The sequence below is a fragment of the Acinetobacter sp. KAM396 genome, from assembly GCF_021602765.1.
GTDB classification, from domain to species: domain Bacteria; phylum Pseudomonadota; class Gammaproteobacteria; order Pseudomonadales; family Moraxellaceae; genus Acinetobacter; species Acinetobacter towneri_A.
In genome coordinates this window covers 1-13,492 of sequence record NZ_BPPH01000044.1, presented here as the reverse complement: position 1 = coordinate 13,492, position 13,492 = coordinate 1, and the positions used below count along the sequence as shown (strand labels likewise).

Sequence of the window (13,492 nt, the reverse complement as noted above, 5' to 3'; positions counted from 1 at the left end):
TATGATCTTGTACAGTATGAGCCACTAATAAAACTGTCTGGCCGTGTACGAGACCTATCGCTTGCCAACGATATTCACCATTTTCAAAGCGATCCTGTTTGAAGACGGCATGAGCATCATAAAAAACCAAGGTTGCATCTTCAAAAGCTACACCATGTTTTTTGAGGTTTGTTTCTGCTTTATGCTCATCCCATGAAAACTCAATTTCCATAGTTGCATCGCTTTTTGTTAATACAAAAATGTTAATACAAAATTGTAAATTTTGCAAAGTTGTTCCATTTTTTATTGGCAAAACATTCCAAAACTGCTCATAAAAAAGCCGACTTGTTTCAAAATCGGCTTTTTGGGCATTTTTGCATTTTTATGGTTTTATTAAGTGTCTGATATTTATATTAATATACAAGTGTATTGCGTATAACCACCATTATGTTAAATGGGGTCTAAAAAAGGCTTTATTTGAGTTGAAGAATGGATGTAAAGAGGATGTTTCGGTTCTCCACTTTTATTTAATTCAAGATAGTACAGTTTGTCTTTCAGAAGCTGTTTTACAAAAGTTGACCGCTCTTTAAAAGCTCCATCGTTTCCCCAACAAGCAATGATGTGTTTTGACTGAGAAGCTAAACGGTATAGATATTCATCATTTTGAGTACCAATAGGATCTTCTTGAGCCATCATCTCTTGGGGTTTAGTGGCTCTATATGCAAATAGATTGGCCATATAAATACCTCCGCCCCCCCAACTTTTAGCAAAGTTAATACAGCGAGTTATAGTGGGATCATCTTGAACATGGTCTGCTGTCGAAGGATTTAATCCTATAAATGTAAATATGGGTTTATCCTTATCCCAAATTCTCCAAAGAGAATAACGATATTTACTGCATTCTGAGATTTCAGCACCCTTTTCCATTATAAATTTTTCCTAAAATTGACATAAAACGAGTTATAAAAAGCGTGGATACTGGAGCCACGCTTTTTTTCTTCGTATAACTACCTACATTAAATACAGAACTACATTTTTTTCTATTTTTATAATTTTCTTTTTCTGTAGGTTAGAGACAATTATGGATCTATCTTCCTCTGAAATAGATCCTTTAAATTGAAACATAGCATCGATGAAATTTTCCAAGCTTTTTACTTTACTTGGACGGCTTTTAAGTAGTCGTTCTGATACATAATCTAAATCTATAGAGTTATCTTCTTTCACTTTTTCAACGTATTGTTCTTCTTCCTCTTTTCTTCCAGTTTGAATGAGTAGTTGAGCAAGTCGAAATTTATCGCGATAAGTCAGTTGTAATGTTAAATCTTTAATTTCTTCGTAAGTCATGTTTATAAATCAGATTTTGTACAATTTCATTAATTATAACCAGTTAGCTTGAAACATCTATTATTCTTATTGATATGGAGTTTTTAAAGTTTCACTAAAATTAACATAATACACGTTATACGAAATGCGTTATAATTATCTATAGAAATCAATGCTGTAGTTTCTAGTTGATAGCCCAATCACACCCGATTGGGCTTTTTTTATGACTTTTCACGTTCCACGCCTATTCTTTGATCAATGTTTCACGACTTTGTTTAGGTTAATTGAATAATCAGGATGCTTGGTCTTTTTCTTTTTGGCGTTCATTCAGCTCTTTTTTGAGTGCCTTTTTATCCTGGTATGCTGCAATCAGCATAATCGGGATCAGCAGCGGGGCCACAATAATGCCCAGGGCAATGTCTTTCAGTTTCGGCATGATCTCTCTCCCTTAGTCATTATCAAAAACAGCATTCAGCACACGGCCAAATAAGCCACGTTTTTTCTTTGTCTCATAGTGTGTCTTTGATACGTGTTTTGGTGTTTCATTGGGGTGTGTCACTGGTGTTTCATTAGATGTACTAATTTCACCATATTTATTATTATCAATAGTTTCACGTGTTTCACTACTGTTGTCGCATGGTGCATCATTAGGATGTGTCACTGGTGCATCATGAGACATTTTTTCTTCAGACTCTTTATGCCCTAATAGTAGTTGAAAGCGGTCTATTTGATCTAAATAGCGTTTTTCCCGATCTTTGTATGACTCAATTTCCTTTTTCATGAAATCAACAAGCTGACGTAAATCCGCATCATCCTTAGACTGATTCACTTCTTGTTTTTGTTCATGCTTTTTGATCGGCTCCCCAAAGCATCGGATGACTTCTGCAATATCAAAAAGTCCATCAGAGCTTCGAGATATACGTCCTTCTTTTATGGCCCTATATAACGTAGAGCGACTGACGTTAAAGCGATTAGATACTTCACTTAGTGATAACTTAGCCATTTGCTACATCCTTTTTACTTGATGGCATATATCCCACTTTTTTTAGGTACGGGTATAGTTCTTTTATTCGGTCAGGATTTTTCAGCATCTCAGCAATACGAATAGCAAATTGAGGATAGCTTTCAGTTCCTTGTGAATAGCGACCCATTTCAGGGAGTTCTGAAAGCTTATTTGCAAACATGTGACGTTGTGCATCAGTCATTTGGGTAAAGAGATCTACCGTATTTGGATCTCTTTCTGAAGGTATAGAATCAATTTTTTTATGCTTAAAAGTGAATGATAAGCCTGAGATAGATCTTCCTGTTTTGTACTGTTCGTATTTTACATGTATATCAGTTAGCTCATTGATTTGCTTTATTGCTGGTTCTAAAACACGACTTTTAAAATTAACCATTTTTTGATATTCATTAATATCAAGTCCTAATTTTTCTCTGAACTCAGATAAAGAAATAACAGGTGTTTTTCCTACGTCTCTCCAAGCAATTAGAAACTCATATAGACGAATAGCATATTTGCTAGTGAGTTGAGCAACCTGTTTAAGTTGATAGCTCGTAAAGTGCTTTTCCAATCTTGTAATAAGAGGAACAACATCTGGTGCAAAGGTAACTTCTAATGTAGCAAGGTCATCAACATATGCAATTCGGCTAACCCAGCGGGATTTGACTACAATTTCTTTGTTTGTATCTTTATGAATTTCCTTAAAAGAGAACTTTCTTTCAAAAAGATTATTAACTGCATTCTTTAGAGCGTTATATGCAGCTTCTTTGGTGACATCAAAGCGAGAAGCATAATCAGAAGCATGAATTTCTAATTTACTGTCGGATGAGATCCCTTGGCCTGTTTCTCTTGCTCTTATTATTGATAAAAGGATAAGCCGTTGCTCGGTTACTTCAAGATTATAACTGGCATTAATTAAGGCATTATCTTTTACTACTAAGTCATTTTTCATAAGACTGCATAGGTTATAAGTGTTATTAAGACTACACTAGCATTTGATGTAATCAAATGCAAAGAAATTGTAGTCTTATGACAAAGAAATTGTAGTCTTATGACAAAGAAATTGTAGTCTTATGACAAAGAAATTGTAGTCTTATTAGTCTTGAAAACCCTGTAAATAAAGGCTTTCAGCATGTCTAAAAGCATTTAAAAACTTTAAAATAATTAAAAGCCCAGGCAAAGAAAAATTGCCCTTGGTTTTCGCTTCGCTCAAACTCTATTGAATCTCGCTTTCGCTCGATTCGTGGGGCAATTTTTTGAACCATCCAGTTATGACTTTGAGAAAAAGCAAAAGCAAGATCAAAAGCAACTCGGAATTCGCTTCGCTCATAAAGCTTTTTTACTCGCTTCGCTCGATCTAGGCTCCTTTTTCTGCATGTGATTTAGGCTTATTTAGGCTTCACAGCCTAAAAAGCTGTTTTTCAGAAAGTCGAGTTGCGAATTTTGGTGATGCCGCTCGTAGACACTCGCTTGGTTAATGTTTTCTAGTGGTTTATTAGTGTTGTGTCATTTGCTTCTATTTGAGCTTAGAGAGACTTTTTTGTTTTTAGCTAGGTTACTATGTTTGAGTTTGATATAGCTGCTCTATGGTGAAAATAGAGCGTTTAAATGCAATATTTTTTTATTGGCCTAATTTTTCTGTTTGATGAATAAATCGAAAGATCCTTTTCTTTGAAATATTCAGGCCTGAATATGCTATTATGTATCTCAATTGAGTTACATAATATTCAGGTGAAGATATGACTTCTCAAACCTCAATGCTACACGTTCGAATTGATGATGAAACAAAGCTACAGGCGCAACAAGCTTTGAAATCAATGGGTATGTCTGTATCTGATGCTGTACGAATCTTTTTGACTCGTGTAGTGGCGGAACAGGCGATTCCATTCGATGTACGTGTACCCAATACCACAACTGTAGTTGCTATGAATGAAGCTGATGCGCTTATTCAAGCCAAGAAAGCCCGTTTTGAAACTGTAGAAGACTTGTTTAATGACCTCGAAAAAAACAGCGAAAGATAAACGGGCCGTTTTACCTCGGTCATCGGACTATACAAAAGAGTTTTTAGCAGACTGGCAAAGGCTTTCTCGTAGTGGCCGTTATGACATGGGGAAACTTAAAGAGGTCATGATGTTGATTATGGCCAATGATGAGCCTTTGGGTGCTGAATGGGTTGATCATGCGCTAAGTGGTAATCAATGGAAAAACTGCCGTGAATTGCATGTCGGTGGCGATTTCCTGCTGATCTATCGCATCGAGCCACTCTCTAAGTTTGAGATGGTGGTTTTTGTCCGTACTGGAACGCATAGCGAGTTATTTAAGTAAGCACCAAACAACGAGGATCTGTATTTATGAATGAAGCAGAAAAAGAACGGTTAAAAGAGATTTTTAGAATCTCAAAGGGAATCGTAGATCACGAATTTTCTCAAGAAGTCATTGATGCTTGCCAACCTTATGAAGACGCAAGACACCAGCGTATTTTGAACGGTGAAACGACTCTGGAGCAGGAAGAAGCTGCACTCATGGCTGAATGGAGACGATTGAACCCTAAATAAGCCTATAAGAGCTTAAATGGTATTTATTTTGGTGTTTTTTTATCAAAAAAGAGCAAATTTCATCAAATTAAAGCAAATGGTTTTATCAAAAAAGCGCAACTAAAAGCAAAAATCAGCAAATAAGATCAAATAAAGGCAAATCCTAGTGTGTGGTATGTAGCAAATAAAGGCAAATATACGCAAACTGGAATTTGTACGATGAGGCAAGATGTGTAATGTAATAGTACACGCAAGGTGAACTAGTCCATTACCCCCGACAATTCGCTTACGCTCAATGTCCTGTCTTGTCCTACGGAGTAGTTTTTTGGACACCAAATATGAGTATCTGGCTTCAATAGGTCGTTTAGTTTTAGAGATGTTCTTATTTTTTAGGAAAAGTGTTTTTTAATATTTACATAAATTTATATAAAACAGTTATTTATGTTTAGTTATTGGGTTTATTTGGAAAAAATCTTTCTCGCTTGAAGTTTTGCAGCTTAATTGGGCTTAAATTTGTATCGTAATTTATTGATTTATAGTGGTGACCAGGTAAGAAAGCATAGATTTTTGATTGCGACTAAATTAGAAAAAATCTTTCTCGCTTGGAGTTTTGCAGCACGTAAAAGACTGTATTTCGCATAAGAGATTTTATGTTAAATGAGGTAATATTTTTACAAAAGTCAATTGTCAGACTTTAGCTAAAATTAGCTAATTTTTTGAAAATTTTTCTCTCAAAATCTGACAGTTGCACAGTATATATATACAGTAGATAATGGCTTTAATTTATATATATTAAGTATTTAAAAAGGAATAATGCTGTGGCTAATCTACTCCAAAAAATTTCATGGAATGAAAATTTATATCAAAAACCAGATATATCTGGATATGCAATTGAGAAAGGGAATGATAATTATATTTCTCATTTTGGTATTGGTCATGAAGCATGGAATTTCAATAAAAATGAATTAATTGATGGTAAGGTTTATGGCTATTTGAAGGCTGATGTTTCTAGCTTATTTTCTGAAAAACATAATATTTTCTTTTTTTCTAGGGATAGTAATGGTGATTTATTCTTTGTTGGTTATTACAAGGATTGTAAATATCTAACAGAAGAGGAAAGAATTAAATTAAAAGAAAAAATGGTTGAATCAGGTCTTTTAGATAAAAGAATTAATCAAGTTTACAGAATTCTGAAAAATGAAGACGATTTTTCAGAATGGTCATGGGATGATGTAGAAAGTGAGTTTGGATTTGAAGTCAGTTCTTTTAAATTAGAAGTATTACCTGAAAATATCACGATTTTTGAAAATAAAATTCCTTTCACAGAGCAAGACTGTATTGAAGTTTTGGAAAAGGGATGGCAGGAAAGATACGGAAATTATACGTTAATTCCTGATTTAGATAGATTTTTATCTAAATTTCTTATGAAATAATTTAGATATTCTAAAATATTGTTGAGATGAATTCTTGTGAAATATAAAAATGTAGCTTTGGTTTTATTATTAATAACAATGGGTTTTAATACCCAAGCAAAGAATGTAGATTACTATTCAATTTGCTTGGATTTGAGTGGTAACATCAATAACGGAGTGGTAGAGCAGTGTAGTGACTATGCTATTACTAAGTATAAGTCTGAAATTACAACGATTTTTAATCAAGTAAAAAAGAGTAATATTCAAAAATATAATGTACTTAAAAATCAGCAGGCACAATGGTTAAAAAATACCGAAAAAACATGTGAAAACAGTCAAGTACACTATACATATTGTATGCTCGGTGAATATGATGAGCGTTTAACTAAATTAAAAAAACAGTTAAAAAATTAAAGCTATTCGGGGTAGTGGAAAACTTTATACGAAATAAAAATGGGAGCGATAAGCTCCCATTTTTATTGATGATTTTTTAATTCTTTTAGCATGGCATCCCGTAAAATTTTATTCATTCGTGTTTGATAGCCTTTGCCTTGGGCTTTTAGCCACTGCATGACATCTGCATCGATGCGAACCGTAGTTACTTGTTTAGTCGGCTTGTAAAATGGATTTTGCACTGCATTTTTCCAAAAACTTTCATCAAGTTCGGGAATATCTGAAAAGTCTATTTCACTGTCTGGGCGTTTATCTAATGCCTCAAGTCTTGCCTTTTGTTCTTCAGATAAGACAGGAGGATTATTCAAATCCATTTTGTAGGTAACGGTTTTGCTCATATTGTTTCCTCTCTTTTTTCTCTGCCTGTCGTGCCGAAATAATGCGGATATGATCAATCCCATTATGATCTTGTACAGTATGAGCCACTAATAAAACTGTCTGGCCGTGTACGAGACCTATCGCTTGCCAACGATATTCACCATTTTCAAAGCGATCCTGTTTGAAGACGGCATAGGCATCATAAAAAACCAAGGTTGCATCTTCGAAAGCTACACCATGTTTTTTGAGGTTTGTATCTGCTTTATGCTCATCCCATGAAAACTCAATTTCCATAGTTGTATCGCTTTTTGTTAATATAAAAATGTTAATACAAAATTGTAAATTTTGCAAAGTTGTTCCACTTTTTATTGGCAAAATATTACAGAATCGAACATAAAAAAGCCGACTTGTTTCGAAGTCGGCTTTTTACTGATTTTGGGGTTGAGTGAAAAATTTTAAAATATTGATTTTTATATTAATATACAAGTGTATTGCGTATAACCACTATTATGTTAAATAATTAAGGATAAAAGCTTTATTACTAAATAGAACAGTTGCTTAAAGCAGTATAGAGTTAAGTTTGCATTTTAATATCAAGTTGTCTTTCAGCACCGATAATCACCATACGAATCCCATTTTCAAAAATGTCATCCGCATTCATATTTTGTAAGGTATTCACTCCTTGGAGCATGAGTGGATATATAGTTGGATCGGCTTCGAATGGTGGGTCTGATCTTATTTCTTCTTGCTGCTCCTCAAGGACCCACCCAACAATAAACCTTCCTAATGTCATAAGTAATGCAACTGCTTCAACAGGAGAAAACCCAGCATGAGATAACAGCGCAACTTGGGCCTCAATCGTGTTGAAATGTCCTTGACTGGGGCTAGTTCTTGCATGTAGACGAGCACCATCACGGTAAGCTAGTAGTGCTCGACGAAAGCTTACAGAATTAGCGAGCAACCAATCTTGCCATGTCATCCCATCGATGGGTAAAGAAACTAAATGGTGTTCATTTATAATGGTTTCCGCCATTGCTTCCATTAACAAGGATTTATTCTTGAAATGCCAATATAGAGTTGGAGATTTAATACCCAATCGTTGAGCTAGCTTGCGTGTGGTTATTGAATCTATGCCTTCTTCATTCAACATATCCAATGCGGTACGCAGGACTATTTCACGTGTCAGACGTTGAGGTGCAATATCTTTTTTACTCATAAATCTATCACTGATAGGGAGTGTGTGAGAGAATATTAATTCTATCATTGCTAGAGAAGGCATTTGTGAAGAAATCATTGAGCGTGATTTTAATCACTATATTTCTGGATGCTGTTGGGATTGGTTTAATTATGCCGATCTTGCCTGAATTATTACGGTCATTGGCTGGAGCTGAAGCAGGCGGTGTTCACTATGGTGCTTTATTAGCTGTGTATGCTCTGATGCAGTTCATTTTTGCACCTATCCTTGGAGCGTTGAGTGACCGATTTGGACGTCGACCTGTATTAATTATTTCAATTGCTGGTGCAACGGCTGATTATCTCCTAATGGCTGCTGCTCCTTCTCTATTGTGGCTATATATTGGTCGTATTTTTGCGGGAATTACAGGTGCCAACATGGCTGTTGCAACAGCTTATGTTTCAGATATTACTCCAGCCCATGAGCGTGCAAAAAGGTTTGGTCTCCTTGGAGCTGTCTTTGGTATTGGGTTTATAGCGGGTCCGGTAATAGGTGGAGTTTTGGGTGAATGGAACTTACATGCACCGTTCTTTGCTGCTGCTTTTATGAATGGGATTAATTTAATAATGACAGCAGTCTTATTAAAAGAATCAAAACACAGCAATAAAATGACTGAGAAGGTTCAGGAGCAATCAATATTAAAGAAATTATCCTATTTGATCACTCAACCTAATATGGCTCCATTGCTTGGTATCTTTTTAATTATCACATTGGTTTCACAAGTCCCCGCAACTTTATGGGTTATCTATGGGCAGGATCGTTATGGCTGGAGTATATTTATTGCAGGTGTTTCCCTTGCTAGTTATGGAATATGCCATTCTATTGCACAGGCTTTTGCTATCGCCCCTATGGTAAAGAGGTTTGGAGAGAAAAATACGTTGTTATGTGGAATAGCTTGCGATGCAATTGGTTTACTTCTTTTATCTATTGCTGTTGAAGAATGGGTGCCTTTTGCGTTGTTACCATTGTTTGCCCTTGGTGGAGTAGCCGTTCCTGCTTTGCAAGCAATGATGTCCAGAGGTATTAGTGATGAAAGACAAGGTGAATTACAAGGGCTATTAAGCAGTTTTAATAGTCTGGGGGCTATAATTGGTCCTGTATTAGTTACTAGCCTCTATTTTATGACTCAGGCATCAGCTCCTGGAATGGTATGGGCATTAGCTGCAATACTTTATGTAATCACCCTACCCTTATTGCTTAAGTATCGCCTGAATAAATATTCTGGAGTTCCATAAAATATTTAATTTATTGGTTTAAAAACTAATGGATTCTATAGTTTATCTAAAATTAACATAATACACGTTATACGAATTCCCAAGGCATGGCTTTTAGTCATGCTTTTTTTATCAAAAGACTATACCTGAATGATAGCGAGCCAAATCGCATACAATATCTATCATTAGACTTAATGCAATAATTAAATGATAGTATTATCATTAATCTAATAGAATTAAGATTAAATGATAGAAATGAATACACGTATTTATCTACGAGCTTCAACTAAAGATCAAGATGCAGAAAGGGCTTTGCAGATTCTTCAGGATCTAAACCAAAACTTGAATTTGGGTGAAACCATTGTGTACGTGGAAAACTATAGTGGTACGAAGTTAGACCGACCTGAATTGAATAAGCTACTGTCAGAAGCAAATCAAGGTGACACATTGTTAGTTGAAAGTATTGACCGCTTATCACGCCTAACCCAACGAGATTTTCAAGAGCTGAAGCGCAGGATCCAGGAGAAGGGACTTCGTTTAGTCGTAGCAGATCTTCCTACTACCTACCAAATGATTCAAACCAGTGACAGCATTACTCATTCAATCTTGGAACTCATCAACAATATGTTGATTGATCTTCTGGCAACAATGGCCCGCCTAGACAATGAGAAACGTATAGAACGTATTAAGCAGGGCCTGGCACGTTCGGGTTACAAACCAACAGGCAAGAAGGCAAATGAGGCTAAACATAAACGAATAAAAGAATTGCTAGTAGTTGGCAATATGACTAAGGAAGAAATTGCCAAAGCAGTGAATTGTGGAGTTGCAACTGTCTATCGAGTTGCTAAAGTTATCTAAAAGAGGCTTATCTCAACGCGCCCCCAATGGGGCACCGCTGCATTCAGGTTACTTCACATAAGAAATTTTATGTTAAATGATTGTTAGAAATGCCCCTTGATCGAGGCATTTTCTATAAAGAATACTAAAAACTAATTAAAGCCAACCAAGTTTCAAAACAAGGCAGTTCTCAGCAATCATATTTTTAAATTATATAACTCCCAACTGAGCTTTTGCTCCAACGATAAGGCTTTCATTTTGAGTTTCTAAGGCAAATAAACCATACATCAAAGGAGAGGCCGCTGCTCTTTCTAAAGTCTGTTCATATAGTTTATTCCAAACTTTACCCCCTAGTTTTTCATACTCGATGATTAGAGTTTTGAGGCTTTCTTCTCCAAACAAAGTTACATGCCCAGCAAAATCAATCGCTGGGTCATCTATATGGGCTGTTGACCAATCAATAACGCCTGAAACAGCTCCATCCTTTGAAGCTAGTACATGCCCAGCATATAAATCGCCATGTATAAATTGGGTGAAATCTGCCCATAGAACATCATTATCCAACCATTTTCTGTAGCGGGTTTCCAATTGCTCACTTATACCAATTTCAGATTTTACTAACTGCAAATTGTTTGCTATTTCAGGTCTTAAATCTGAAGGTTTCATAATTTTCAAATCATTTTCCCGAACTTCTTTTTCAGGAATACTATGGATTTCAAATAAGGTTTTTGCCAAAGATGTTATGTATTTCGGGCTATCTTTGTCCATATTCCAAATTATTTCATAGGTTTCAGCATCCAAATTTAAAACAGGATTATCTTTAAGTATGGGATAAGCCACTAATTCTGTAGATGAAATTCTCCAATCAGGAACCTCTACAGAAAGATGTTTTTTTACCAATTCTAAAATGCGTTTTTCTTTCTTGATTTGTTCCCTCATGCCATCACGACGAGGAATACGCAGCAACCATTGTTGCCCCTTTGTATCAAGAGCAAAAACGACCTTAAAATCAATGCCCATTTCATTGAAATTCATTTTGTCCGTAAGCAACAAGCCGTGTGCTTCAGCAAGTGATTGAATATCTTGAATTGTCATTTTTAATTTCCTTTAAAGAGTTCAATAATTAATGTTCGGATTAGATTGGCTATCATTAACAATCTCTCTCAAAAGTCTTGATGATTTTGTGGTCTTTGATCTCGTAGATAATGTCAGCAATATTATCGACCAATTGCTTGTCATGAGATACGAAGATAATAGTTCCTGCATAGGACTTCATCATTGTTTCTAATGCGGCAATACTTTTTAGGTCAAGATAGTTTCCTGGTTCATCCATAAGCAAAATATTATATTTTCCTAAAAGCATTTTGGATAAAAGCAGTTTGATGATTTCACCTCCCGATAAGTCGGATAAGTTTTTTTGAATATCATTCGCTCCGATCCCCATTGAAGCCAATACTGCACGAATTTCCGCAACTGTGTACTCGCACTCTTCCTGCATAAAGGAGAGCACAGATTTATGCGTGTTAAATTTATATCCTGTTTGTGTAAAGTAGCCAATTTCAGCTTTTGGAGATATGGTTAATCCATCAGCACGTTCTGATATCATTTTTAACAAGGACGTTTTCCCTGTTCCATTCGATCCAGTTATAGCGACTTTAGCGCCAAGCGGTATTATAAAGTTAGCGTCATCAAAGATAGTACGGCTACCAAATTTTAAGCTCAGACCATCTGCCGTAATCGGGAACTTATTGTGCAGTTCTAGGGCTGAACTTTGACGAAAACGAATAGAACGCAAATGCTCTGGTGCTTGAATATCTTCTAATGCAGCCAAACGCTTTTCCATACTCTTAGCTGCCTGATACAGTTTTCTTTGCTTGGTGCCAGTCATTTTTGCATGCCCAAGTCGTCCAGCACTTTCGGTAGAGTTTTTGGATTTTTCTCCTTTTTTCTTATTGTCTAATCGATTAGCTTGCTGGCGTTTTTCTTGCACAGCAGATTCTAATCGCTCCCGTTCCTTCATCATCAGCTCATATTCTACGGCTTGGTGTTGTCGCTCTTCTTCTTTTTGACGCAAGTAATCCGAGTAACCACCCCAATATTCCGTAATTTTACCGTCTTTTAACTCCCATATCTTGTCTACAACCATATCAAGAAAATATCGGTCATGACTGATAACAAGTAATGCTCCATCAAATGCTTTAAGTTGACCAATAAGTAGATCTATTCCATTGAGATCAAGGTGGCTGGTTGGTTCATCCGCTAGAATGCCATGTACTTGTTGGGAAAATGCGGCAGCAATTTTTGCACGAGTTTCCTCTCCGCCACTCATTGTGTCGTTTTGTACATTGGAAACACCAAGGCGAGATAACATTGCCCGGTCTTCGACCGTTTCTATTTCGATTCCGCCCAGTTGGCTGATATGTGCAAAATCACCAAAACGCTGTAATGTCGCTTCGGCTAAAACAATTTCGCCATTAAGTACTTTGAGTAAACTACTCTTTCCTGCTCCGTTATCACCCACAAGACCAATACGGTCATAAGAGTGAATTTCCAATTCATCAATATCCAAAACATCACGCCCAGCATAATCCAAGCGTATGTTTCTCGCTTTAATAATTAAACTCATTTTTATTTACTCCTGTTTAGCTCTTGAAATTTTTTATGCAGCAAACAGGATTTAGGTGAAAACAAAAGCTAGCATCACAGTGTCCTCCCAAAAAAAAAGCTATTCATCCACAGGGTGGACAAATAGCTAGTCAATTAAGTTATAACTGGAAACTATGCACTAAAAGCATACTTATAAATTAAGCATACTTTTACTTTATATATCCGCATATATTCTTAAAGACACAACAAAAGCCCACCATTATAAAATAGTGTCACTATGCAAATAGTTGTGTCTTAACGAATGCGGATAGAATGCATAAACTTACCTAAAAAATAAAATTCAGTTTTATGATAACTTTACTGTTAAAAGAAGTCTAGACAACCTTGTTTTATGCTTGGATATAAGGCTTATTTTAAAATAATAGTAGTGAAGATTTTCTAAAATTAACATAATACACCTTATACGAAATAAAAATGGGAGCCTTAAGCTCCCATTTTTTAAGTAATTTTTTCAAATAAGGCTTGGGTGAGCATCTAAAATTCGAATCAATGTAGCTGCTGGTCCAGTTGGATAGCGTCGT

The 13,492-nt window shown here is 35.8% G+C and carries 18 protein-coding genes and 1 pseudogene; 7 read left to right on the top strand and 12 right to left on the bottom strand.

Going from position 1 to position 13,492, the window contains the following annotated elements; genetic code table 11:
• From L6C30_RS13480 to repM, 6 genes are all read right to left on the bottom strand, one after another.
• Window positions 1-211 (bottom strand): BrnT family toxin (locus tag L6C30_RS13480; RefSeq protein WP_236163266.1); only part of this gene is annotated, 211 nt, incomplete at its 3' end.
• A 218-nt stretch (window positions 212-429) separates the two neighbouring features.
• The gene (locus L6C30_RS13475) at window positions 430-906 is read right to left on the bottom strand and encodes a DUF1643 domain-containing protein (RefSeq protein WP_236163265.1); all 477 of its coding nucleotides are present in this window, start codon (window positions 904-906) and stop codon (window positions 430-432) included.
• 84 nt (window positions 907-990) lie between these two features.
• Window positions 991-1,323: a hypothetical protein gene (locus L6C30_RS13470; protein WP_180054179.1), complete on the bottom strand. Its 333-nt coding sequence runs from the start codon at window positions 1,321-1,323 to the stop codon at window positions 991-993.
• A gap of 271 nt (window positions 1,324-1,594) precedes the next feature.
• The gene (locus L6C30_RS13465) at window positions 1,595-1,738 is read right to left on the bottom strand and encodes a hypothetical protein (protein WP_164836615.1); all 144 of its coding nucleotides are present in this window, start codon (window positions 1,736-1,738) and stop codon (window positions 1,595-1,597) included.
• A gap of 12 nt (window positions 1,739-1,750) precedes the next feature.
• Entirely contained in the window at window positions 1,751-2,305 is a 555-nt protein-coding gene (locus tag L6C30_RS13460) for a plasmid replication DNA-binding protein (protein ID WP_236163264.1), read from the bottom strand.
• Window positions 2,298-3,254 carry a replication initiation protein RepM gene (gene repM, locus L6C30_RS13455; RefSeq protein ID WP_126039601.1) on the bottom strand — a complete coding sequence of 319 codons (957 nt, stop codon included), beginning with the start codon at window positions 3,252-3,254 and terminating at the stop codon, window positions 2,298-2,300. The genes L6C30_RS13460 and repM overlap by 8 nt, the downstream gene beginning before the upstream one ends.
• Before the next feature lie 787 nt (window positions 3,255-4,041).
• On the opposite strand from repM, the gene L6C30_RS13450 reads away from it, so the two are divergent.
• The 5 genes from L6C30_RS13450 (at window position 4,042) to L6C30_RS13430 (ending at window position 6,662) form a co-directional block, all read left to right on the top strand.
• Window positions 4,042-4,323 (top strand): type II toxin-antitoxin system RelB/DinJ family antitoxin, encoded by a 282-nt coding sequence (locus L6C30_RS13450; protein ID WP_236163263.1) that lies wholly within the window; start codon window positions 4,042-4,044, stop codon window positions 4,321-4,323.
• Window positions 4,295-4,627: a type II toxin-antitoxin system YafQ family toxin gene (locus tag L6C30_RS13445; protein WP_120371452.1), complete on the top strand. Its 333-nt coding sequence runs from the start codon at window positions 4,295-4,297 to the stop codon at window positions 4,625-4,627. The genes L6C30_RS13450 and L6C30_RS13445 overlap by 29 nt, the downstream gene beginning before the upstream one ends.
• 26 nt (window positions 4,628-4,653) lie before the next feature.
• Window positions 4,654-4,857: a hypothetical protein gene (locus L6C30_RS13440; protein ID WP_236163262.1), complete on the top strand. Its 204-nt coding sequence runs from the start codon at window positions 4,654-4,656 to the stop codon at window positions 4,855-4,857.
• A 797-nt stretch (window positions 4,858-5,654) separates the two neighbouring features.
• Window positions 5,655-6,269, top strand: coding sequence for a hypothetical protein (locus L6C30_RS13435; protein ID WP_236163261.1), 615 nt, complete (start codon window positions 5,655-5,657; stop codon window positions 6,267-6,269).
• A gap of 36 nt (window positions 6,270-6,305) precedes the next feature.
• On the top strand, window positions 6,306-6,662 hold the full coding sequence (locus tag L6C30_RS13430) for a lysozyme inhibitor LprI family protein (RefSeq protein ID WP_236163260.1): 357 nt from the start codon (window positions 6,306-6,308) through the stop codon (window positions 6,660-6,662).
• A 62-nt stretch (window positions 6,663-6,724) separates the two neighbouring features.
• Here the strand turns inward: L6C30_RS13430 and L6C30_RS13425 are convergent, their stop codons facing one another.
• From L6C30_RS13425 to L6C30_RS13415, 3 genes are all read right to left on the bottom strand, one after another.
• Window positions 6,725-7,039, bottom strand: a complete 315-nt coding sequence (locus L6C30_RS13425) for a BrnA antitoxin family protein (RefSeq protein ID WP_005091750.1) — start codon at window positions 7,037-7,039, stop codon at window positions 6,725-6,727.
• Window positions 7,002-7,313, bottom strand: coding sequence for a BrnT family toxin (locus L6C30_RS13420; protein ID WP_004728473.1), 312 nt, complete (start codon window positions 7,311-7,313; stop codon window positions 7,002-7,004). The genes L6C30_RS13425 and L6C30_RS13420 overlap by 38 nt, the downstream gene beginning before the upstream one ends.
• 280 nt (window positions 7,314-7,593) lie before the next feature.
• The gene (locus tag L6C30_RS13415) at window positions 7,594-8,235 is read right to left on the bottom strand and encodes a TetR/AcrR family transcriptional regulator C-terminal domain-containing protein (protein WP_004787586.1); all 642 of its coding nucleotides are present in this window, start codon (window positions 8,233-8,235) and stop codon (window positions 7,594-7,596) included.
• Window positions 8,236-8,300: 65 nt separating this feature from the next.
• Between L6C30_RS13415 and tet(39) the strand changes: the two genes are divergently transcribed.
• A complete protein-coding gene (gene tet(39) / locus L6C30_RS13410; RefSeq protein WP_004856455.1) occupies window positions 8,301-9,488 on the top strand; it encodes a tetracycline efflux MFS transporter Tet(39) in 1,188 nt (395 codons plus the stop codon).
• Window positions 9,489-9,713: 225 nt separating this feature from the next.
• Window positions 9,714-10,325, top strand: coding sequence for a recombinase family protein (locus tag L6C30_RS13405; RefSeq protein WP_015060246.1), 612 nt, complete (start codon window positions 9,714-9,716; stop codon window positions 10,323-10,325).
• 189 nt (window positions 10,326-10,514) lie between these two features.
• On the opposite strand, the gene L6C30_RS13400 is transcribed toward L6C30_RS13405, so the two are convergent.
• From L6C30_RS13400 to L6C30_RS13390, 3 genes and pseudogenes are all read right to left on the bottom strand, one after another.
• On the bottom strand, window positions 10,515-11,399 hold the full coding sequence (locus L6C30_RS13400; protein WP_000155092.1) for an Mph(E) family macrolide 2'-phosphotransferase: 885 nt from the start codon (window positions 11,397-11,399) through the stop codon (window positions 10,515-10,517).
• Between the two features lie 55 nt (window positions 11,400-11,454).
• Window positions 11,455-12,930 (bottom strand): ABC-F type ribosomal protection protein Msr(E), encoded by a 1,476-nt coding sequence (gene msr(E) / locus L6C30_RS13395; protein WP_000052512.1) that lies wholly within the window; start codon window positions 12,928-12,930, stop codon window positions 11,455-11,457.
• 492 nt (window positions 12,931-13,422) lie between these two features.
• A pseudogene (locus L6C30_RS13390) lies at window positions 13,423-13,492 on the bottom strand (transcriptional regulator); the annotation flags it as partial.